The 20,097-nt window shown below is 41.1% G+C and carries 19 protein-coding genes; 11 read left to right on the top strand and 8 right to left on the bottom strand.

The window, feature by feature from the left end; genetic code table 11:
* Positions 1–39 precede the first annotated feature (39 nt).
* On the top strand, positions 40–243 hold the full coding sequence (locus ACZ5NL_RS08240; RefSeq protein WP_004069582.1) for a 30S ribosomal protein S17e: 204 nt from the start codon (positions 40–42) through the stop codon (positions 241–243).
* Here the strand turns inward: ACZ5NL_RS08240 and ACZ5NL_RS08235 are convergent.
* On the bottom strand, positions 240–842 hold the full coding sequence (locus tag ACZ5NL_RS08235; protein ID WP_464841829.1) for an ArsR/SmtB family transcription factor: 603 nt from the start codon (positions 840–842) through the stop codon (positions 240–242). The two genes, ACZ5NL_RS08240 and ACZ5NL_RS08235, sit on opposite strands and share 4 nt — an antisense overlap.
* Positions 843–979: 137 nt before the next feature.
* Between ACZ5NL_RS08235 and ACZ5NL_RS08230 the strand changes: the two genes are divergently transcribed.
* The 5 genes from ACZ5NL_RS08230 (at position 980) to ACZ5NL_RS08210 (ending at position 8,252) form a co-directional block, all read left to right on the top strand.
* Positions 980–1,609 carry an MBL fold metallo-hydrolase gene (locus ACZ5NL_RS08230; protein WP_464841828.1) on the top strand — a complete coding sequence of 210 codons (630 nt, stop codon included), beginning with the start codon at positions 980–982 and terminating at the stop codon, positions 1,607–1,609.
* A gap of 244 nt (positions 1,610–1,853) precedes the next feature.
* The gene (locus ACZ5NL_RS08225) at positions 1,854–5,687 is read left to right on the top strand and encodes an Eco57I restriction-modification methylase domain-containing protein (protein ID WP_464841827.1); all 3,834 of its coding nucleotides are present in this window, start codon (positions 1,854–1,856) and stop codon (positions 5,685–5,687) included.
* A 6-nt stretch (positions 5,688–5,693) separates the two neighbouring features.
* Entirely contained in the window at positions 5,694–6,704 is a 1,011-nt protein-coding gene (locus tag ACZ5NL_RS08220) for a hypothetical protein (protein ID WP_464841826.1), read from the top strand.
* Positions 6,701–7,348 (top strand): hypothetical protein, encoded by a 648-nt coding sequence (locus ACZ5NL_RS08215; protein WP_464841824.1) that lies wholly within the window; start codon positions 6,701–6,703, stop codon positions 7,346–7,348. Before ACZ5NL_RS08220 ends, ACZ5NL_RS08215 begins: the two co-directional genes overlap by 4 nt.
* 169 nt (positions 7,349–7,517) lie before the next feature.
* On the top strand, positions 7,518–8,252 hold the full coding sequence (locus tag ACZ5NL_RS08210) for a hypothetical protein (RefSeq protein ID WP_464841822.1): 735 nt from the start codon (positions 7,518–7,520) through the stop codon (positions 8,250–8,252).
* Between the two features lie 72 nt (positions 8,253–8,324).
* Here the strand turns inward: ACZ5NL_RS08210 and ACZ5NL_RS08205 are convergent, their stop codons facing one another.
* Positions 8,325–8,969: a nucleotidyltransferase domain-containing protein gene (locus tag ACZ5NL_RS08205; protein WP_464841821.1), complete on the bottom strand. Its 645-nt coding sequence runs from the start codon at positions 8,967–8,969 to the stop codon at positions 8,325–8,327.
* Positions 8,938–9,267, bottom strand: a complete 330-nt coding sequence (locus ACZ5NL_RS08200; protein ID WP_464841819.1) for a HEPN domain-containing protein — start codon at positions 9,265–9,267, stop codon at positions 8,938–8,940. The genes ACZ5NL_RS08205 and ACZ5NL_RS08200 overlap by 32 nt, the downstream gene beginning before the upstream one ends.
* A 295-nt stretch (positions 9,268–9,562) precedes the next feature.
* Between ACZ5NL_RS08200 and ACZ5NL_RS08195 the strand changes: the two genes are divergently transcribed.
* Genes ACZ5NL_RS08195 through ACZ5NL_RS08180 form a run of 4 tightly spaced genes read left to right on the top strand, consistent with a single transcriptional unit; the run spans position 9,563 to position 15,349 of the window.
* Positions 9,563–10,264, top strand: coding sequence for an IS6-like element ISPfu5 family transposase (locus ACZ5NL_RS08195; protein WP_011011653.1), 702 nt, complete (start codon positions 9,563–9,565; stop codon positions 10,262–10,264).
* Between the two features lie 57 nt (positions 10,265–10,321).
* The gene (locus ACZ5NL_RS08190; RefSeq protein ID WP_464841818.1) at positions 10,322–10,948 is read left to right on the top strand and encodes a type IV toxin-antitoxin system AbiEi family antitoxin domain-containing protein; all 627 of its coding nucleotides are present in this window, start codon (positions 10,322–10,324) and stop codon (positions 10,946–10,948) included.
* On the top strand, positions 10,938–11,954 hold the full coding sequence (locus ACZ5NL_RS08185) for a nucleotidyl transferase AbiEii/AbiGii toxin family protein (RefSeq protein WP_464841817.1): 1,017 nt from the start codon (positions 10,938–10,940) through the stop codon (positions 11,952–11,954). The genes ACZ5NL_RS08190 and ACZ5NL_RS08185 overlap by 11 nt, the downstream gene beginning before the upstream one ends.
* A 5-nt stretch (positions 11,955–11,959) precedes the next feature.
* A complete protein-coding gene (locus tag ACZ5NL_RS08180; protein ID WP_464841816.1) occupies positions 11,960–15,349 on the top strand; it encodes a helicase-related protein in 3,390 nt (1,129 codons plus the stop codon).
* Here ACZ5NL_RS08180 and ACZ5NL_RS08175 read toward each other — a convergent pair.
* Entirely contained in the window at positions 15,346–15,789 is a 444-nt protein-coding gene (locus ACZ5NL_RS08175) for an ASCH domain-containing protein (protein WP_464843415.1), read from the bottom strand. The genes ACZ5NL_RS08180 and ACZ5NL_RS08175 overlap by 4 nt on opposite strands.
* A gap of 98 nt (positions 15,790–15,887) precedes the next feature.
* Between ACZ5NL_RS08175 and ACZ5NL_RS08170 the strand changes: the two genes are divergently transcribed.
* On the top strand, positions 15,888–16,322 hold the full coding sequence (locus ACZ5NL_RS08170) for an EVE domain-containing protein (protein ID WP_464841815.1): 435 nt from the start codon (positions 15,888–15,890) through the stop codon (positions 16,320–16,322).
* Between the two features lie 119 nt (positions 16,323–16,441).
* Here the strand turns inward: ACZ5NL_RS08170 and ACZ5NL_RS08165 are convergent, their stop codons facing one another.
* The 4 genes from ACZ5NL_RS08165 to ACZ5NL_RS08150 form a co-directional block, all read right to left on the bottom strand.
* Positions 16,442–16,852 carry a PIN domain-containing protein gene (locus ACZ5NL_RS08165; RefSeq protein ID WP_464841814.1) on the bottom strand — a complete coding sequence of 137 codons (411 nt, stop codon included), beginning with the start codon at positions 16,850–16,852 and terminating at the stop codon, positions 16,442–16,444.
* Positions 16,840–17,067 (bottom strand): AbrB/MazE/SpoVT family DNA-binding domain-containing protein, encoded by a 228-nt coding sequence (locus ACZ5NL_RS08160; RefSeq protein WP_464841812.1) that lies wholly within the window; start codon positions 17,065–17,067, stop codon positions 16,840–16,842. The genes ACZ5NL_RS08165 and ACZ5NL_RS08160 overlap by 13 nt, the downstream gene beginning before the upstream one ends.
* 88 nt (positions 17,068–17,155) lie before the next feature.
* Positions 17,156–18,487 (bottom strand): TrpB-like pyridoxal phosphate-dependent enzyme, encoded by a 1,332-nt coding sequence (locus tag ACZ5NL_RS08155; protein ID WP_464841810.1) that lies wholly within the window; start codon positions 18,485–18,487, stop codon positions 17,156–17,158.
* 331 nt (positions 18,488–18,818) lie between these two features.
* A complete protein-coding gene (locus tag ACZ5NL_RS08150; RefSeq protein ID WP_464841808.1) occupies positions 18,819–20,024 on the bottom strand; it encodes a CGP-CTERM-anchored Cys-rich protein in 1,206 nt (401 codons plus the stop codon).
* Positions 20,025–20,097 lie beyond the last annotated feature (73 nt).

Here is a 20,097-nt window from a genome sequence, read left to right as displayed (position 1 = left end):
ATTTGGGTGTGGAAATTAAGATTATCGGAGGGATGAGGAATGGGAAACATTAAGCAAGGTTTCATTAAGAGAACCGCGAGAGAGCTCTTTAACAGATATCCAAACGAGTTCACAAGAGACTTCGAACACAACAAGAAAAAGGTTGAAGAGCTCACAAACGTCACAAGCAAGACCATAAGGAACAGAATAGCCGGCTACATAACAAGGCTTGTAAGGCTTAAGGAAGAGGGAAAAATTCTCTAAATCAGTTCTCTCTTTATCCTTTTTAAATCCTCAAGGATATCTCTTGGGAGGATCCCTTCAAATTCCTTTAAAAGCTCATCAAACTGCTCCTCGCTTTCCCTAGCAACCCTGCGCATGAGGTTCTTTATGTAAGCCTCGGTAAGCATTCTCACTTCTTCAAGCTCGCTCTTCATTCTCATGTGCTCCTCTATTTTCTGCTCTATCTCACTTAAGAAGTCAGAAAGCTCCCTGATTTTTTCTTCCAATGGTTCCTGGGACTTTATGAGCTGTTTTATCTCCTCATATTCCTTTGTTTGTCTTGGAGCTTTTGGCTCGTACATCTCGGTGCCGAATGAATAAGGAGTTAAGAGAACCTCAAGCCTGATGCCCCGCTTTATTTGGTAGTACTTTCTAGGCCTGCCCCTTGGAATCTTCTCTATCCTGCCCTCAATCAACCCAGCACTCTCAAGGATCCTGAGGTGCTCAAGGATGGCCTTCTGCCCCACTCCCAACTCCTTCGAGAGTTCGCTTACAAAGTAAGGCCTCTTCGTGAGCAGGAGCAATATCCTCCTTCTTGTTTCGTTTCCAAGGACATCGAGCAATCTTCCGTGCTCCTCCATGATCTCACCCCATGATGACAGTGATACTCTTCCCTTATCTAACTTAATGTAAATAAAAATCCTACTTAAATCTTTTGGTTTTAACTACACAAAATTACTTTAAGGTTGAAGGGAGAATATATTTTTGGTGATCTCGTATGAGGGTTGTTGGGAGCATTCACCTGGTGAACGACACCTTTGCAAACGTTTACCTAATAGAAAGGGCAGAAAAGCTTTTACTTATAGATGCTGGGCTTCCGGGGGAATATGGGAAGGTTTTAAAGTACATAGAGAAGCTCGGCAGATTTCCAGAAGATGTAGAAACAATAATAGTGACTCACGCCCACTACGACCATGTGGGCTCTTTAAAAGACCTTAAAGACGCAACCGGTGCAAAGGTCGCAGCTCATGAGGAGGAAATTCCCTATTTAACCGGTGAGAAGACATTCCGACGAGAGATTAATCCCGTGGAAGTGGAGGTAGTTCTGCATGACGGGAATGAGATTGAAGGGCTGAAGGTTATTCACTCTCCCGGCCATACACCCGGGAGCATTTGCTTGCTTGATTTGGAAACAAAAGCCCTTTTTGTTGGAGATCTGGTTAGGGAAGAAAATGGGAAGCTAGAGGAGATTCCGCATCAGTATTCACTTGATCCGATGAAGAACAGGGAAGCGATAAAGAAGCTTTTGGATGTGGATTTTGTGCATTTGCTGCCAAGCCACGGGAGACCGATTCTGAACGAGGGGAAGGAGAAGTTGAGGGAGCTGGTGGAGAGGCTTCAAATCTAATACTCTTCGAAAGATGAACCTTTTCTAAGCTTTAAGTTTTCCAAAGGTTTAAGGATGTTCCCAGTTTAAATAGCATAACTATTACACCATTCTACTATTAGCATTCTTTACTTGTATTACTATTTCTTAGTAAGGGTTATATATTTGTTAATTGTTATAATCTGGATGAATTATTGTCCTGCAGTCTATCTTAGAAATAACGCCCTATACGTTGGAATTCCTTATTATCTCTGGAGGGTTGAATATGTACCATGACATTGAAAAGAAACTTAAGGAACTTAAACCAAAGATGAAAGTTGATGATGCAATCAACGTTTTTAGAGATATCTTTGTTGACGTTTGGAGTTTTGATTATCACGATGAACCAATTCCAAAGACTGAACTCAATGAATCTGTTGCCCAAAATACCGGGGTAATCAAGATAATCGCAAAGACTAATCCACCAGAAGAGGACAGCTTCTACATTGTTTATGCCCAAAGCGATAGCGATACTGTAAAGTACAGGCAGAGATTGGTGAAAGACCTACTTGATTTCACGTATTCTTTAAACTTAGAGTTTGCAAACTTTCTTATTATTCTTGACTATGGCGAATACTGGAAGCTTGTTGTGCCTGTTTACAGAAGAGAGCTTGAGAATGCCAAGCTTAACATTTATGTGATTGATCCGGAAGAAAGGAAGTTTAGGACGCTTGTTGAAAATTTAGTTGCAGTTGCTGAAGAGTTGAAGAAGTTTAAGAAACATCCACCGGCAATTCAAATAAAAACGATCATTGATGAGTACATGCAGGTTAAGCCCCTCACGGAGGAGTTTTTCAAGGAATACAAGAATTACTATTACAAACTTAAGGGAGAGATAAAGAAGCTCTATGGAAAGAAGCTTGAAGAAGTTTACATGGGAGAATTACCAAAAGAGATATTTGTTGAAAGAGCCGCCAAGACATTTGCCCATACTTTCTTTAACAGACTAATGTTTGTTTATTTCCTCCAGAAGAAGGGGTGGATTGTTGAAGAATCGGCCCTTAGAAAGGATCTCCAAGAAAAAGTCAATATTAAGAACTTTGTAAGATGGCTTCATAACCAGTGGGAAGAATATGGTGGCGAATTTTACAAGGACTACCTTAGGGTCTTGTTCCTCTATGCAATGAACACTCCAAGAATGGGATATGAAAGAAGAAATGTAAAAGAAATTCAAAATATTCCTTCCCCAATTGTCAGAGATGTGTTTACTTATGGAATTCCCTACTTTAATGGTGGTCTCTTTAGTCATGTTAAAATAGGGGGCGTTGATTTAGACGAGATAATAACTTCCCTCCCCGATAACGTGGTAAAAGAACTCATCTTCCATTTCTTTGAAGAGTACAACTTTACAGTAACAGAGGAAACCCCATATGAAGTTGAAGTTGCAGTTGATCCAGCAATGCTCGGAAAGATTTACGAATCTTTGATTGCCGAGGAAGAAAAGGCTTTAGAGGAAGAAGAGAGGAGAGTTTCGGGAATCTTTTACACACCAAGAGCAGAAGTGGACTTCATGTGCAGGATGGCGATTTATGAATATTTAAAGAGAAATATCAAAGTCGATGATGAGCTTTTGAGAGAGTTTGTCTTTAAACCAGTTCATGAATGGGAGCCGAGATCGTTGCCATGGGAGATAGTTGAGGCACTTGAGGAAGTCAGGATAGTCGATCCAGCGGCTGGAAGCGGTGCTTTTTTGGTTGGCATGTATCATCTCCTAACGGAGCTCTACGAAAAAGCCAACGTTTCGGTAGATTACAAAAAGAAGCTTGAGATAATCAGAGAAAACATCTATGGCGTTGATATTAAGGAGTGGGCAATAAGAGTTGCTAAGCTCAGGCTATGGTTAGCATTAATTGAGAAAGAGGAGAGAATTCCCAACGAGCCTATCCTGCCGAACCTTGAAACCAAGCTGGTTGTTGGTGATTCTCTTGCTCCACCACACATAATTATTAAGGGAGAGAATGGAAAGAAAATTGTCCTCGATATTCCCCTTTCCAAGTGGCGTGAAAGCTTAAGGCAAAAAGCCGCAAGAAGTGGGCCCGCTTTCTGGATAGTTCAGTACAAAGAACTTGCAAAGAAATACTATGAGGGTAGGGAAGTAAGCTGGAAGAGTTTAGAGGAAACCAAGTGGCATGTCCTTGAAGCTTTTGCGGAGGACGTTTTGAAAGAGCTAAAGGATTCAAGGGAGAGCAAGGACAAAAAAGCGTTTAAACTTTTGCTATCAGCGATTAGAGAAGGTAGAATTGAAAAGCCGCCCTTCATCTGGGAGCTTGACTTTCCGGAGGTAATGCTCTACAAGAAGGGCTTTGACATCGTGATTGCCAATCCGCCATACGTTAGACAGGAGAAGATTTATCCGGAGTACTATGATCTTGCGGAGTTCGAGATGCTCAGCAAAAAGGAGCAGGAGAAGCTAAAGAAGGAATACAAGAAGAAGATAATCAATCACATGGAAACAATAATCAAGGAGAAGTTTGAGCATGAGATGCGTTTGAATAAAAGGAGCGACCTGTACGCTTACTTCTTCATTCAGGGTGTTAACTTGCTCAATCCTAAAGGTGCGTTGGTTTTTATTACATCCAATTCATGGCTTGATGTCGATTACGGAACTCAACTGCAGGAGTTTTTCCTGAGGTTTACCAATTTGAGAAGAATTATTGATTACACAACGAGGTCTTTCGAGCAGGCTGATGTTAATACGGTAATTACAGTTCTGACGAGAAAGCCTAAAGAGCTGTTCAATACAGTTGGTGACGACTGCGTGAACTTCATCCTTCTGAAGAAAAACTTTGATGAGCTGGGTCTTGAGATAATAGACAAGATGCTCGATTGCTATGTTGGGAAAGTAAAGGAAGTTGAGGTTTTTGGCGGAGAAGTTTACAGCTACGAGGACGATGATATTAGGGTTAGGAGCGTTAAAGCTGTAGATTTGGCCAAGATGGGAGGCATTGAGATTGGTAAAAAAAGCATGCTCCTCGGGACTTACAACATCTTCGGGGAGTACAAAGGTATGAAGTGGGGCGGGATACTCATCAGGGCTCCAAGGATATTCTACGTGATTCTGGACAGGGGTAAGGGGAAGCTTGTGAGGCTTGGTGAGATCGCCGAGGTCAGGAGGGGATTCACAACGGGAGCGAATGAGTTCTTCTACCTTGAGCCGATTAAGAACCCTGTGGAGTGGCCGGTCTGTCAGGTTTGCGGAAGGGTCCATAAACCGGATGAAGGGTTAATTGCCGTGAGGAACAAGGCGGGATGGGAGGGCTACATCGAGGAGGAGTTCTTGAGGCCTGTCATAGTAAGTCCTCGTGAAATCAAAAAAGCTTTGGTCGATGTTTACGAATTAAAGATGAGGGCATTAATCTGTAACGAATCTTTAGATTCGTTAAAGGATAAACTAAAAGTTCATGTTCTGAATTACATTAGATGGGGAGAACACATGGGTTATCCCGAGCGAAGAACTCTTAAGAGTAGAAAACCTTGGTACAAATTAGTCCCACATGATGCTCCAGATGTTTTATGGCCAATGATACACAACGATCGGCTAATTGTTGGGATGTTACGAAACAAAGATATTGTAGTTGATCATAATCTCTTTGAAATAAAAGCCAATAAAAACGAATCGCCTATTGTTCTTTTTGTGTCTTTGTTTTCGACTTATCAGGCACTCATTAGAGAACTTCTCGGGCGTTCAAATCTCGGAGAGGGAGCATTAAAAACTGAGGGCATTGACATTAAAAAACTCATTGTCTTCAAAAAAGAAGCTTTAGCTGAATCTATGGATCGGTTAAACCAGATTGTCAGAAAATTAGGAGATTATAAAATTAAATCCATCTTCGAAGAGCTCGGTCTTCCAAAGCCCAACCGCGACTTAAGCAACATCAATCCAGACGACGTTAGCCTAGACAAGGTAATGCCTGATAGGAGAGCTTTGGACAAGGTCATCTTTGAAGCCCTTGACCTAACCGAGGAAGAGCAGCTGGAGGTTTACAGAGCCGTTGTGGAGCTTGTGAAGGCGAGGCTGGTGAAGGCAAAGACGTTTTCGGGGAAGAAGGGGAAGAGGTGAGTCTTCGTGGATTCACAGGTTTACCTTCTTTACATTCCGTTAAAGTCCGAAATTGAGATATCTACTGTAACGGAAGATGAGATACAGGCAGAGGAACTCTCTGGAGATGAAATACAGAGGTTTCTTGATTTTATTGAAAAAGACATACTCAGACTAGCAAAACACAGTTATGACGAGAATGATTTTAAGCGGAGCTTAGTGCGTAGAATAAAAAGGATAATATCACACCAAGACCCAGATGAGCTTGAGACTATTCTTTTGGACTTCCTTGAAAACGGAACAGCCACTTCAATGAGGGCTGAGGGAAAATATGTAATCGCGATACTCTATGGAAACATGCTTTATCTCATACATAGTAAAATTAAAGAAAGAAGTATGGGAAGAGAGAAAAACACGGAGAACTTTAAGATTTATGAGCGTTTTTTGGACAAGGACAACCTCTACCGCTTTGTCGTGTTTATCCTTGAGGAGGATAAACTCAAAGCTAAGATGTACCTCAAACACGAGTCTAATAAAACATTTTTAGAGTGGCTTGGAATTCCGCCGAAAAAACGACCACTTCCTGAGAACCTAACAGTAAAGTTTGTAGGCACTTTTGGAAGCTATAAGCTCTCTGTAGAACTGGATATTGACACTATTCTAAAATTAGAAGAGAGAATGAGGGGTGGAACAGCGATATATGGAGATGTTAGCATTGACCTAAACGAGGGGAAATTAAAGGTGGGAGGACTAACCCTAACTATTGACTACGGAGTACTTCCAGCATTTAGAAAGAGAGTACCAAAAGAAAAACTTGGTGAGCTGTTTTATTATGTTAAACAGTTACGTTCTGACTGGGATTATCAAATAACATATCTTGAAGAGCTTCCGAGTAGACTCCAGAAACTCCTTGGCAGCCTGATTTGGAATCTACATTTAATGCTATTAAGGGAAATCCACCTTATGAAGAGAGGATTGATGGCCTTTACCACAAAGACACACAGAAATTGGTATTACCAAAAGATGTGGGGGATATGATCCTCGTGTATTTTAACAAAAATTATGAAAGATTTATTGAATTATCGCCTGAGTTTCTTAGGATAATTTCAGAGAGGATCCTCGAGAACAGCACTACAAAAATAATGGTTCTCAACAAAAACCTTAGTCCTGACTTTCCAATTCAAATTGATAATATCTACTTGTACAACAGGCTTTCTTCAGAATTTTCAGAGCTTCTCAATGCACTACCTAAACAGTCAGATGGTTGGAGGGATTTATCCCCTACCTATCGTACATTGCTAAAGCTGTCTATTCTAAACTTCCTTGGGAGCTTTAGTGGGCAGTATTACATCTTCCAGAAGGTGCTAAAGTATTTAGAAAAAACAAAACGAGTTGTGAATATTGACATGGTTCCCGAAATAGAAGGGATAATGGAGTTTAAAGGACGAGATTTGTTCTATAAAGATGGCTTCACGCCAAAAGATAGCTCGGAAATTGTTCAGGAATTATTGGTGGATATCATTACAAAACTAAATGAATTCCCCTTTAAGTTCTATGTGGTGGGAATAAACAAAGAGTCACGAAGAATAGAGCCTCTAAAAGAAGGTAACTTTTGGGATGATATTATCAGGAAGGATATTTACGAACCATTAGGAGATACTCTCGAAAAAGAAGGTATTTAAGTAACAGAACCTCTCAAACTCCCAGTAAAAGAAGGATTTGTATTGTTATTCTCCGTAAAGTGGAAAGACCCATTCATGAGAGAAAAACAAATCGCAGAGGGATTCAAAAATCTGATAACTTCTCATAACCCACTAAACTTTTAAAACAGTATGTATGAGGGATTAAAGGATGTACGAGCTCGACAAGGCAATATTTGAAGTCTTTACGGGCTCGGGAGGAACGTTTGCGGCTAATCTAAGGCCCTACCTTAGTCTGGTTCTTGAGATTTATGGAGCATTCGAGATTATTCACAGGTTTATCCAATGGCGGAAGAGAGAAGAAAGGAAAAGGAACCTCAAAAGATCCCTCGCACTCACGTTCCAGAAAAAACTCAACAAGGCTCGTAATGATATTGAAAAACTGGCAGATGATGTCGCATACGCGTTTGGAGCACTCTTCATATACTCTGTGGCAATACCTCCCTTTGAGCCTAAAGAAAAGGCCAGAGACATAATCAAACAGCTCGAAAATGATTACATTGAAATGACAAAGAGCATGGGGGAATTAATGAGATTGGTTAAGAAACACGAAAAGATGATAGTTTCAGCCCTTGAGCTGGATGAAACCCAAATTATATTGCTGGAAGGTTTAATCGAAGCTTTTGAAAAAGAAAAGCCTGATATCGAAGCGCTCATTGATTATCTTCCTTTAATTGTCCACGAAATGCAGAAGACCGAAAAAGATAGAAAGGCTTTCAGCCGTGAGCTTGCTAAAGGAATGGGAAAGTTCAACTCCACCTCTGGACTCATCGTGATAAACCACGCCCTCGGAATCAACCGGCGGTACAAGCGGTGCTTCAAAAAAGCAGCCAGACACGGGCTTAAAGAGTTCTCTCAGAAGTTCAATGAATGCCGATTTGGTTAATTTCAGATAGTTCTCCGACTGTGATCATCTTAACGCTTTTCCAATGCAACCCCTTTCCTCAGGCGGCCGGAATCACAGGGTGTAAAACAGATCCGCCCCTTTCAGAACTGTGAAGGCCTCGTACTTAACCCCCCAAAGCTCAAGAAACTCCCTGAAGCGGTAAGTGTGCTGGATGGGCACCGCTATCACCCATGCACCCCACTGTTCACCGTTGAGTTCCTTCAGCAGGCCGCTTTTCATATCCCTCCCCTTCAGCGCGTACTGGAAGCGCACCCGTTCTTTTCTTGGGAGGCCGTCCAGAGTGAAGCGAAAGATGGTGTAGGCTTTCCCGTTCATGAGCTCTGCGAGGTTTTTACCGTGGCGGAGGGAGTGCCCTTCTATCAACACCCCCAGGCTCGCGAGGTTGTTGGGGTCGAAGAGCTCTTCGAGGCTCATAGCCCTAACGTCGAGTTTTTCCCGGGGGATTATTGTAGAGAATGCCCCCTTCAACTGGAGGATTAGCTCCCTGAGCCGCAGGGGTGGAAGTTTTTTTCGGGTGAGTATCATCAGATCTATATCGTTGGGTTTCTCCTTTCCCAGAACCGTCGAGCCGTAGAGGACTACGTCAAAGACTTCCTCATGACTTTCAAGAAAGGCTCTTACCTCATCTTTGAGGCGCTTGGAGTGGGAAAATGGAAAAGGATGTTCAGATTTTGTTGTAGAGTTGGTGGGCGTCATTTTTCAGCACCTCCACCCATTCTTTTGTGGCCCTCATGAGGTATGCCCTGCGGTAGTTGTTGAAGTGAAAGTCCACGATATCATAGATGTCCTGATATCTGGCCTGCAGGATTCTAAAGCGTTCAGTGTGGTTTCTTGGGAGCTTCCCGGTGTCCCGGAGGATTATGTAGTCGCAGATTGCCACAAGAGCCTTGAAGTAGAGGTTTAGGGCCGAGTTGTAGTGGCCTTTGTTGAATAGGTAGTCCGCGTCTTCGAGGTATTCTCGTGCGTTGTCTTTGAGTTCTTGGAGATTGACCATGCGATTCCCTCCGTTATCATGATAACCAACAGCAAGTATATAAAGTTTTTTGTTATCGTGATAACAGAAAAAACGAGAATATAGGTGGTTGTTATCATGATAACTTCCCGCAGGTAAGACTGATCATAAGATAGAACCCGGGTTCTAGAAGACTTCAAAAATCTCCAACCAAGTGATACTCTATCACCAGTGATTGGGTGTTCACCTCTACAGAATTTGAATAACGACACTGTCAGGATAAGCAGTGGGACGTTAGGTTTAAGTTTCTGATACCTCTTCAGAAAAGGGGAGAGAAATGAGGACTGAAACCATTATTTACTTACTGGTTTCAGTCTTAAAAACCTTTCGCCGGAACAAAATCCCAGCAAAAAAGAAAACCAGGGCAATAAACCTGTACCTGCACGGACTAAGTTACAGACAGGTAGGAACAATCCTCGAAATCAGCCACACAACAGTCTGGGAAACAGTCCAAAAATTCGCGAAAGCAGTTTACCAGCCGAAAATCCTCGCAGTCAAAAAACAGAGAAACTTCATCGCAATTGACGAGACAGTGATAAAGATCAACGGCCAGAAGAGATTTCTCTGGGCTGCAATCGACGTTGAGAGCAAAGAAATCCTAGCAGTATGGATTACAAGCGTTAGGAACTGGTGGATTGCCAGGGACTTCATTCTAGTTGTTTTGAAATCCTGCGAGGGACAGCCAATTTTCCTGGTTGACAAAGGGCCGTGGTATAAATCAGCGTTTAAATCTCTCGGGCTGGATTATCTGCATGTGACTTTCGGGCCGAGGAACTGTGTTGAGCGCTGGTTTAGGACTGTTAAAGAGAGAACAAAGCGTTTCTGGAATAACTTCAGGGCTAGAGACTGGAGGAGGGTTCACAGGTTTGTTTTTCTGTTTTCATTCTGGTATAATTTTGTTAGAATTCATTCTCGGTTTGGTGGACCGCCTGGTGATGTGACTGAATGGCTTCAGGAGGTGATACCCCAGTTATCCTGACAGTATCTTGAATAACAACCACTAACTTTTTATGGGTTGTTATTCAAAATTAATATCATGAGACCAATTACCCAAATACTCCTATCTGAATTTGGGGGTAAAGTCATTACGAGAGAAGAGCTGGGAAAGCTTTCCACTTATTTGAAAGTAGATGATGTAGATTACCTCGTAAACTACCTCATTCAGTATGGTTACATCATAAGAATTCTAAGGGGACTTTATTATGTTAAAACGCCAGTTGAGTTCTCTTTTAAGAGCTCCCCCACAATTTACAAACTCCTCTCATTAGGGATGAACAAAATAACGAAAAACTGGTACTTTGGCTTATTCACAGCATTGGTTCTAAATGGATTAACTCACGAGCACTACACTACAATCTTCGTAATCAACGACAAGATCGCAAGGACAAAACTCATTCACATAAACGGAACTCCAGTCAGAATAATCAAAACCAAAAGAGGGCTATTCGACTTTGGGATAACCAAGAAAAATGGTATGCGAATTTCTGATTTAGAAAAAACACTCTTAGATTTCCTCTACTTTGGAAATTATGGAACGATTTCAAAAGAACTGGCTTTAAGAATCTGGAGGGAATACAAAGATAATGCAGATTGGAAGAAGTTGAAGAAATATTTGGAAAAATATCCAGAGTCCATTGCAAAGGTGGTTGAAAATGCAAGATAATGAACTTCTCTTTAAAATTAAGGAAAACGAGAGGAAGGGCTTTGCCAATTTTGTTTCCAAGAAGGTTGGTATTAAAAACATAGACTTTATTGAGTGGGACTACATCATCCATACCATACTCAAAGAACTTGAAAAAGACCCTTATTTTAGAGAAAATTATGTTTTCAAAGGTGGAACATGCTTGGTTAAATGTCATTTAGGCTATTACCGCTTTAGCAGGGATTTAGATTTCGCTTACAAAAACAGTAAAGAACTCCAAGAGATGTCAAGAAGCAAACTCAAGAAATTCTTAAGTGAAGAGACGGGAAGAATTGCTGAAGCACTGAATTGCATTGCAAGAGATTTAGGACTAGACTTTAGATACAGAGGCCATGACGACTTTAACAATCACCGCTACTTTAGCTTTTTGATAGGGCCCGGCTGGTTTAGGGAGATAATTGCCTATTCTCCAGCGGGAGAGAAAATAAAACTTGAGTTCAACTATGCTGAAAAGTTTGCATTTAAACCCAAAACAGCTAAAGCGCACACTCTCTTATCATGGAAAAAGACGAAGTTGAAAGTTACAGATTATGAGAAGTACATTGAGTTTCTTGGGGATTATTACCCCATTAAAGTCTTAGCTTACCGAGATAAAGAAATCTTAACTGAAAAAGTTAGAGCCATTTTGACGAGAAAAGAATTCAAACTGCGTGATTTGTATGATCTTTACAAGCTTTATCAAGCTAAAGGTTTGAAAATTAAAAAATATGAAAAACAAATAATAATGAAGATTGAGAATTACCTCAGCTTGAGCAACAATGCGCGTGAGAACCTCTTGAAGACCTTTGAAGAACTTAAGCGAGAGGATTACTTGAATGTACTCAAGCCAGAAGTTGAAAAAGACGCTATCCTTATTGTTGAGAAGTTTGATAAGGACAAGTTCTTTGAGTTTGTAGAATCTCTCAGGAGAGAATTACTGGAACTGGTTAAATCAGAGAGATTTGCCACTCTCATCAAGAAGGGGTGATACAAATGTCTGCGATTAGTCTCCTAAATAAATATGGTCTTGTTGACAATCAAAGAGTAAAGCTCCTTGATGTTTTGAAGGAAGTTCTAGTATCCGGGCAGTACAAACAGATAGATGTTGCAGTTGGTTTTCTTTTCATAAGCGGACTAAGGGAAATTCAAGAAGAGCTTGATGAATTCTTCTCCCAAGGCGGAAAAATGAGGATAGTAATAGGAAATCAAACGGATAAAGAAACCTATGAGCAGCTCAGCATGGCCTATCACTCTCTTGAAGTACTTAAGAAGATTAAAGAAAAGAGCCAAAGAAATAAATCCAACCTTGACGAACAGGCTGAAGATTTGGAAAAGAATACAAACTTTATGGAGCAGACTGAAGAAAATGAAAGGTTTCTCAATAAGCTCGTTTCATGGCTTGAAAAGGGAAATATTGAAATTAAAGTATATGTTAAAGAGTTCATGCATGCAAAAGCCTACCTCTTCTATCCCAAAAGTGAATCTATTGCTCCAATTGGCCTTGTTGGCTCAAGCAATTTTAGCCTTGCTGGATTCTATGGGAATACTGAACTAAACGCCGGATTGTTCTCAGTCCATTTTGAAAGCTTGAGAGACTGGTATGAGAAGCTCTGGGAAGAGGCGGAACCTTTTAATCCAACGCTTATTGAGATCATTAGAAGAGGGTGGCCCGGACAAAAGCCAGGGACATTCCCCTTGCCTTACGAAGTTCTAATAAGGAGTCTTTATGAGCTTTACAAGGACATTATTGACAAGGACACTGGCTTCCTGATTAGAGGTCTCTATGATGTCCTCTATGACTTTCAAATGGATGCAGTAAAAAAGGCAATCTCAATAGTCAATAAATATGGTGGGGTTTTGATAAGCGATGTTGTTGGTTTAGGAAAGAGCTACATTGGATTAGCACTTTTAGAGCACTTCTCCCTCCTTGATTTGTTAAATGGAAGACCCAATAAAGTTGCAGTGATAGCGCCTCCTGAGCTCGTCAGGTATTGGGAAGAATTATTGAGGACATACAACATTGAAGGTAAAGTCTTTTCAGCAGGTTTGCTTCCAAGAAAGGAAACATCACCAGAGAAATATAAGGACATGGAAGAGTACATTAAAACCGTCAACACTGTTCTTGTGGATGAATCTCATCACTACGCAAACACAGCAACAAAATCTTACAAAAATCTCCAAGAACTCCTTCTTGGAAAGAGGGCAATACTCCTAACAGCCACTCCATACAGAAAACAATATCGCGACATAATAAACCAAATTAGATTGTTTAGACCTGAAAGAAGGCATCCTTTTCCAATAACACCTCAAACCTGGGATGATTTAGTTAGAGCAATTGAAAAGGGGGAAGTTGATCCATCATATGTTTTAAGAGAGATAATGATTAGAAGAACTAGGCATGATATTTTGAAGCTTTACGGAGGAAAAGATAATTGTATCAAAATCAGAAACAAAAAACTCTGTTTCCCAGAGAGGAAACTAAAGACTCTCGAATATAAGATTTCAGAAGTTTATCCTCTTGAAAAAGTTCCAGAGGAATTAATTGAGAAAATCTCTGAAAACTCAAATATTGAACCTGTTGACATTTACACTCTGTTCTTAGCAGGCATAAATTCGATGAGATATGCAAGATTTGCGCTTTATGAGTATGTTAAACCACAATTTAGAGACAAGAACCCATACACGGACTTATCTGTCGTTGGAAAAAATTTGAGGGGACTAGAAAGAATTCTTTACCTGAAACGTCTGGAGAGTTCGTGGTATTCAATGTATCAAACCCTTCACAGAGACGTCATCAAAACCAAAAACTTCCTAAACTTTGTTAAGCATGACTTCATACCCGCTGGTGATGAGTTTAACGATGTCCTGTTGGGCAAAATAGGTGGCAATGAAGCTCATGTCTTAAGCGATGAGGAGATAGAACACTTTATTAGCGAATACAAGAAAGTTAAGGAACCGGTATATAAAGCGGGGGCTTTTGACATTAAGAGGTTAATTGAGGACTTAGAGCATGATTTAGAGAAACTTGAAGCAATGGAACAGGTTCTTAAGCCTCTCAAGGAATATCTTGAACAGAAACCACAGAGAGATCCAAAACTCTCGAAATTAGTTATGCTCATAAATGATTTAATGTGGAATAAAAAGCAGAAGATTTTGATTTTCAGTGAGTTCGAGGAAACTGTGCAATGGATATACAGAGGACTAAAAGAGCTTAAATATACAGAAAAATACTCAATTGAAGCCGTAAGCTCCAATACAAAAGGAATTCTTGACAAGATCAGACGTTTTGCCCCTAAATCAAATCATTATGAGACAGAAGATGAGATCGATATCTTAATTTCGACGGATGTTCTCAGTGAAGGGCTTAACTTACAGGATGCAAATATTGTGATAAACTATGATTTGCACTGGACACCAATAAAGTTAATCCAAAGAATCGGTAGGGTTGATAGAATTGGAACAGAACATGATGTTATATATGTTTACAATTTCTTCCCGGAGAAAGCTCTAGAAGAAAATCTCGGGCTCCTTGAAAAGGTAAGAAGGAGAATAGCGGAATTTAACAATGCATTGGGCGCTGATGGCAAAATACTTGAGGAAAGCGAGGAGTGGAGACCCTCGGCAATTGAGGCCATCTACCGTGGAAAAATTGAAGAACTCGAGACTGGAGTTGACATCCTTTCTGTAACGACACTTGCTGAGAAACTTGTAAGAGAGTTCAAAGAAAGCAACAAGGAACGCTTTGAAGAATTAAGGAAGAGATATTCAATGAGAAGCGTTGCCAAATACAAAGGGAATGAGTATTATGCATTTTTTGTGTGCAGTGATGGGATAATCTCACAATACTTCATCTACAGAAAACAGGGCGATATTTGGATTCAGCAGAATGTCTCTCTTGAGGAGCTCTTAGAAAAAACCAAACTTGATAAGGATACACCGCCATTTAATGACTTCAAGGAAATGGACGTCTACTATGAAATCGCTAAGAAGGTTTTAAATGATTTCAATGAGCTTAGAACTATTAAAACAAGCAGTTTGACGTTTAAAAAGCACCCAAAAGCCCCGAAAAACGTGAAGAAGATCCTTAGTAAACTTTACAATAGGATGCAGAGAACTAAAAACGAGTCAGAAAGAAGATATTTGGGTAAGCTCATAGATTTAGTAAAATGGGGTTATGCCCATCATGAACTTTTTGCAAGAGCCATAAGAGAGATCAACCCAAATATGGCTACAGATAAAATTATCAAAGCCTGTGAATCCTTAATAACAAAATATCAACTTCCCCTAAGGAAAGATGAAATAGAACAAAAGAAAGAAGAATTAGGCACAAAAGGAGTTAAACCCCATATTGTTGCAGGCATTCTCTTTGTTCCAGAGGTTTAGAGCTGCTTTTGTATTTCTTGGTATTCTCTTTCCTTTACGTACCTCCCTGAGACTGCAATAAAGCGTTTTGGTTTCACAATCTTCGGATACTTTTTAATGTTCTTTAGAACTACTGCCATCCATGGCTTTGGTCTTTTTCCTTTTGTTCTCCATCTTTCAGAAGTTTTAATATATTCCCTAAATTCTTTTTCAGTTAGAAAAATCCCATCTTTGTACTTTTCTAAAATCTTTACTGGATTCTCAAAGAGCTCAATACTTTCAATATCTGCTTCACCATAAAATCCTTGGTCTTCTCTTGAGGCATAGAAGATGATTTTCATGCCAGGCCTGAGTCGTGTAAGAGTCGCTGGCTTTACAAAGACGTCTTTCCCTTCCTCAAGAATTCTTTTCAATAGAGGCTTTGGAACTGGAAAGGTTGCTCCGATAATCTCTTCCTCCATAGTGCTCACCTTTAATTTTCTTGTCTTTTCTGGAATAAATATCTTTTGGAACAAAATGCTTATTTAGAATGCTAACTAAGAAAATTTGGGTGATTATCATGACCTACTGGCTCTGCATTACAAACCGTGACAATTGGGAGGTTATTAAAAAGAAGAACGTTTGGGGTGTGCCGAAGAGGCATAAAAACACCATTGCCAAAGTAAAACCTGGTGACAAGCTCGTGATTTACGTCAAGCAGGAAAGAAAAGACAAGCAAATCCTCGAACCTAAAATCGTCGGCATTTTTGAAGTAGTAAGCGAGGTTTTCACTGATTCAAGCAAGATTTTCAAGAGCCATGTTCCGGGCGAAACCTATCCATTGAGAGTCAAAATCAAGCCAATAAAGCTCGGTGAAGTTGAATTCAAGCCCTTAATTCCAAAGCTGAAGTTCATTACAAACAAGAGAAAGTGGAGCGGCCACTTGATGGGCAAAGCAATGAGAGAAATTCCAAAAGAAGACTACAAACTCATCGAAGAACTAATGAAAGAATAGATGCTGCCTTCACTTTAATTTTTGGTCCGATGCCGTCAGAATAACTGTGACATCACGTCTGAAACCATTATACCGGTTTTTTAGAGTAGATGAAAAACTAAAAGTTAAACGCTCCAACCTCAAATCTCCCCTGGCAAAACTTTAACCCCCAGCTTTGCTGCAAGTCTTCTGAGCTTCTGATCAAAGCTCCCTAGGTAGCCTTTCTCCAATGCATGGACAAGAATTACCATGTCATTAAAACGCGATAACGAGAGCTTTTCTCTTTCAAGAAGCTCAAGGGCACGAAGAATTACCTTATGGTCCTCCACAAGCCCCCTGAACCTTGGGTCAGAGGTATACTCCGCTAGCATCATCTTAGACTCCTTAACTGAAAACCCCTGATTTTTAAAGAACCATATATACTCCTGAAGCACTATGGGAGGGATGTACCATTTATCGAGGGAATCCAGAAGATTCCTCGCCTTTTCATGAAATCCAGAGTCGCTAAACGTGTCATAAATCAGAACATTCGTATCTATCACTGCATGCATTCCTTCATCCCCTCTTCTATAGATTCCTCGATTTCTTCAGGGGTTATCTTTTTGCCAAGCTTAAGTGTTTTCCTCTCTTTTTTGAGTCGCTCTATGACGATCTTCCCATTTTCAAGCTTCACCTCGAGCAGCTCACCTTCTTTAATCCCAAGAGCTTTTCTAATCTCTGCAGGGATCGTTATCTGATAGTTCCGGGTAACTTTCGTGACTGGCATACTATACCCACCTAACTAGTAGTCCAAAGTTTATACTATATTAATCTTCCTCCTAGACATCGCAAAAATTCAAAAATTGAAATAAAAATCAAAGAAGTCCGTTTAAAGCTGGAATCTCCTCGGGCTCATAATCTTTCAATCTTCCCTCCAAGAAATCCTCATATCCCTTAAGGTCAAGCAGGCCATGGCCGCTTAGATTGAAAAGTATAACCTTCTCTTTTCCTTTCTTCTTTACCTGAAGTGCCAGATCAATTGCGGCCTTTATAGCATGGGCACTCTCTGGAGCTGGGACTATTCCCTCAGCCTTTGCAAAGAGAGTAGCCGCCTCAAAGACTTCCGTTTGATGATAGGCTAAAGGTTTAATGATTCCATGATTAATAAGCACACTTAACGTTGGAGCCAGGCCGTGATACCTCAACCCTCCGGCATGGATGGGAGGAACGTAGTAGGTGTGGCCAAGGGTGTGCATCTTCATTTTCGGAGTAAGCCTCCCTGAATCCCCATAGTCGTAAGCATAAACTCCTGAAGTCATGGTTGGAGCGGCTTTGGGCTCAACCGCTATGAACTCATACTCTTCTTTTCCCTCTAAAACATCTTTGACAAATGGGTATGCTAAACCAGCGAAATTGCTCCCTCCCCCTACGCAGCCGATTATTACATCTGGTTCCTCAAATTCCTTCATTTGCTCCTTTGCCTCGAGGCCGATAACTGTTTGATGCATAAGGACATGGTTTAAGACACTACCAAGAGAATAGCGGGCGTTCTCATCTTTTAAAACATCCTCAATGGCTTCACTTATCGCTATACCAAGACCTCCGGGATGATTTGGATCCCTAGCCAAGAACTTTCTCCCGACTTCCGTCCTATCGCTCGGACTTGGATAAACTTCAGCCCCATAGATGTTCATTAGAACTCTCCGATAGGGCTTTTGCTGGTAGCTCGCCCTAGCCATGTAAACCCTGACCTTTAGGCCAATAAGAGCCCCAGCAAGGGAAAGAGCCGTCCCCCATTGACCTGCTCCCGTTTCGGTTACAAGTCTCTGAATCCCTTGCTTCTTAGCATAATAGGCCTGAGCTAGAGCGGTGTTTATCTTGTGGCTTCCCGTTACCGTTGCTCCTTCGTATTTGAAGTAAATCCTTGCCGAAGTTCCAAGCTTTTTCTCAAGATTCGTTGCTCTAAAAAGGGGCGTAGGGCGTCCAATTTTTGCATAAAGCTCTCTAACTTCTCTAGGAATCTCAACATAACGCTCCTTGCTCATTTCCTGCTTTACAAGCCCCTCTGCAAATATCCTAAGCAGCTTTTCTGGCTCTATGGGCATTTCTGTCTCCGGATCTAATGGAGGCTCCAAGGGTTCAGGAAGGTCGGGCAAAATGTTGTACCAAAACTTTGGTATCTTCCCATCTGGAAGAACAGCTTTCATTTCAACCACCTCTTTCTCTTTGTAAGTCCCAAAAGTGAGGGAATAATCAGCGTAAGGGATTTAAGGCCAACAAAAAGAGTCAAGCTAGAAGTTTTAACTAGAAAAATGCCGGAAAACCTGCCAAAAACAATCCCGCCTGTTAACCACTAACCCAGAAGAGAAAAGGGTTCCATTACAAATTCCAAAAACACTCACTCCTTATCGACATAGCTCTACTAGATGCACTTACTCCTTAAATGTTCTTTGCTAAAATTGTTGTAGATATGACAAGTCTTTAAAGAAAGATATGGACAAGTTTGCCAGTCTGTCAAAGAATTAAAAAGTTAAGGCCTCACTTCCTGAAGAGCAGAGGGAGGAGGAGAAGCCCGACAAAGACTCCCGGTCCACAAACTCCATTTTGTGTACCTTGTGAAGTAGTGCTCGAGCCCTCTAGAGGGGATGAGGGAGCTGATGACTTAAGCACGATCTCCCCTTTTGGAAGTGTAACGTTGAAAGGGGCCCCAATGCACTTGAGCAGAGTTGGACTATCGCTCTCATCGTAGGCAACCCAAGTATAGACCCCGTTCTTCTTGTACCAGCCTATATGGGAGTTATAGCCGGCTTTTCCCTTCTCCGCAGCCTCCACGATTGCATTAAGGTCTTCATCACTTATCTTCACTATTCCATTCTCTCTCAGCCACTCAAGCTCAACCTTAAGGGCTTCGCTGAAGTTGAAGGAATATGCATCCACAACCCCCAATGGAGCATTTACAGTTTCGGTCTTAAACTGCAGTTTATCAAAGGCACACGAAATGCCGAGCTCCTTAAAGAGTGCCTCAAGCTCGTTCAAATCGCTCTCGCTTGGCTTCTCCTTTCCATAGTCAGCTATGTAGATCTCAGCGAGGGGGAGCTTAATCACCTTGGAGGGCTCAATGTTATGATCTTTCAAGCACTTTTCGAATTCTGGAGTGGGCTTCCACGTGCAGAGCCCATTATAGCAACCACAGCTTGTCAGTTTCAAACACTCATACCACTCCCTGTAAACACAGGGCGTAACTATTTCCCTTGCAAGGTCTCTTGTCGTGCAGACCTCTCCGGAGCATCCACCAGCAGCACAGTCCAAGTTGCTCTTGCACTCATTTCCTTTTCTTGGACTTATCTGGACATAGAGCGGTCCTTTTTTGAAGGTGTAGTTTTCCACCTCCCAACCTAGAGCCTTAATCTGCTCTAAGCTTTCATTGGAAATTAGCAGGGGGGATTCGAATGAAGAATGAGCATAGGAGGATTCAAAGCCCTTCGCAGGTATCTGAATCCTAATCCACAGAGAAGAGTTAACCTCTTTCAGAATAACTCCAACCCTTCCATCATAGTGGGAACGGTAAATTATGCTTCCATTGTCAATTATTACGTTTTTCGCGTTCTCCAGAGGGCTTAAATCGTAGGAAATTCCGGGCTTGTTTAGCCTGACCTCAACAGCTAAGGAATCCATTGGATTGTAGCATGAACTAACTAATGGCACAGCCAATAGGAGCAGTAACAAAACAAGAATCCCTTTCATGATCTCACCAGATAAGAGTTCGACTTCAAAGTATATACACCTATTTGGCAGCTTCAAAAACAATTGAAGCTAT

Source organism: Thermococcus aegaeus (genome assembly GCF_055393685.1).
Note: the sequence above shows the minus strand (reverse complement) of the source record. Positions and strands in the feature narration are given on the sequence as shown.

What these genes read in the sequence shown, in the direction of transcription:
- ACZ5NL_RS08240 (WP_004069582.1), top strand. Translation starts at nt 40, where the DNA reads ATGGGAAACATTAAGCAAGGTTTCATTAAGAGAACCGCGAGAGAGCTC.
- ACZ5NL_RS08235 (WP_464841829.1), bottom strand. Translation starts at nt 842, where the DNA reads ATGGAGGAGCACGGAAGATTGCTCGATGTCCTTGGAAACGAAACAAGA.
- ACZ5NL_RS08230 (WP_464841828.1), top strand. Translation starts at nt 980, where the DNA reads ATGAGGGTTGTTGGGAGCATTCACCTGGTGAACGACACCTTTGCAAAC.
- ACZ5NL_RS08225 (WP_464841827.1), top strand. Translation starts at nt 1,854, where the DNA reads ATGTACCATGACATTGAAAAGAAACTTAAGGAACTTAAACCAAAGATG.
- ACZ5NL_RS08215 (WP_464841824.1), top strand. Translation starts at nt 6,701, where the DNA reads ATGATCCTCGTGTATTTTAACAAAAATTATGAAAGATTTATTGAATTA.
- ACZ5NL_RS08210 (WP_464841822.1), top strand. Translation starts at nt 7,518, where the DNA reads ATGTACGAGCTCGACAAGGCAATATTTGAAGTCTTTACGGGCTCGGGA.
- ACZ5NL_RS08205 (WP_464841821.1), bottom strand. Translation starts at nt 8,969, where the DNA reads ATGACGCCCACCAACTCTACAACAAAATCTGAACATCCTTTTCCATTT.
- ACZ5NL_RS08200 (WP_464841819.1), bottom strand. Translation starts at nt 9,267, where the DNA reads ATGGTCAATCTCCAAGAACTCAAAGACAACGCACGAGAATACCTCGAA.
- ACZ5NL_RS08195 (WP_011011653.1), top strand. Translation starts at nt 9,563, where the DNA reads ATGAGGACTGAAACCATTATTTACTTACTGGTTTCAGTCTTAAAAACC.
- ACZ5NL_RS08190 (WP_464841818.1), top strand. Translation starts at nt 10,322, where the DNA reads ATGAGACCAATTACCCAAATACTCCTATCTGAATTTGGGGGTAAAGTC.
- ACZ5NL_RS08185 (WP_464841817.1), top strand. Translation starts at nt 10,938, where the DNA reads ATGCAAGATAATGAACTTCTCTTTAAAATTAAGGAAAACGAGAGGAAG.
- ACZ5NL_RS08180 (WP_464841816.1), top strand. Translation starts at nt 11,960, where the DNA reads ATGTCTGCGATTAGTCTCCTAAATAAATATGGTCTTGTTGACAATCAA.
- ACZ5NL_RS08175 (WP_464843415.1), bottom strand. Translation starts at nt 15,789, where the DNA reads ATGGAGGAAGAGATTATCGGAGCAACCTTTCCAGTTCCAAAGCCTCTA.
- ACZ5NL_RS08170 (WP_464841815.1), top strand. Translation starts at nt 15,888, where the DNA reads ATGACCTACTGGCTCTGCATTACAAACCGTGACAATTGGGAGGTTATT.
- ACZ5NL_RS08165 (WP_464841814.1), bottom strand. Translation starts at nt 16,852, where the DNA reads ATGCATGCAGTGATAGATACGAATGTTCTGATTTATGACACGTTTAGC.
- ACZ5NL_RS08160 (WP_464841812.1), bottom strand. Translation starts at nt 17,067, where the DNA reads ATGCCAGTCACGAAAGTTACCCGGAACTATCAGATAACGATCCCTGCA.
- ACZ5NL_RS08155 (WP_464841810.1), bottom strand. Translation starts at nt 18,487, where the DNA reads ATGAAAGCTGTTCTTCCAGATGGGAAGATACCAAAGTTTTGGTACAAC.
- ACZ5NL_RS08150 (WP_464841808.1), bottom strand. Translation starts at nt 20,024, where the DNA reads ATGAAAGGGATTCTTGTTTTGTTACTGCTCCTATTGGCTGTGCCATTA.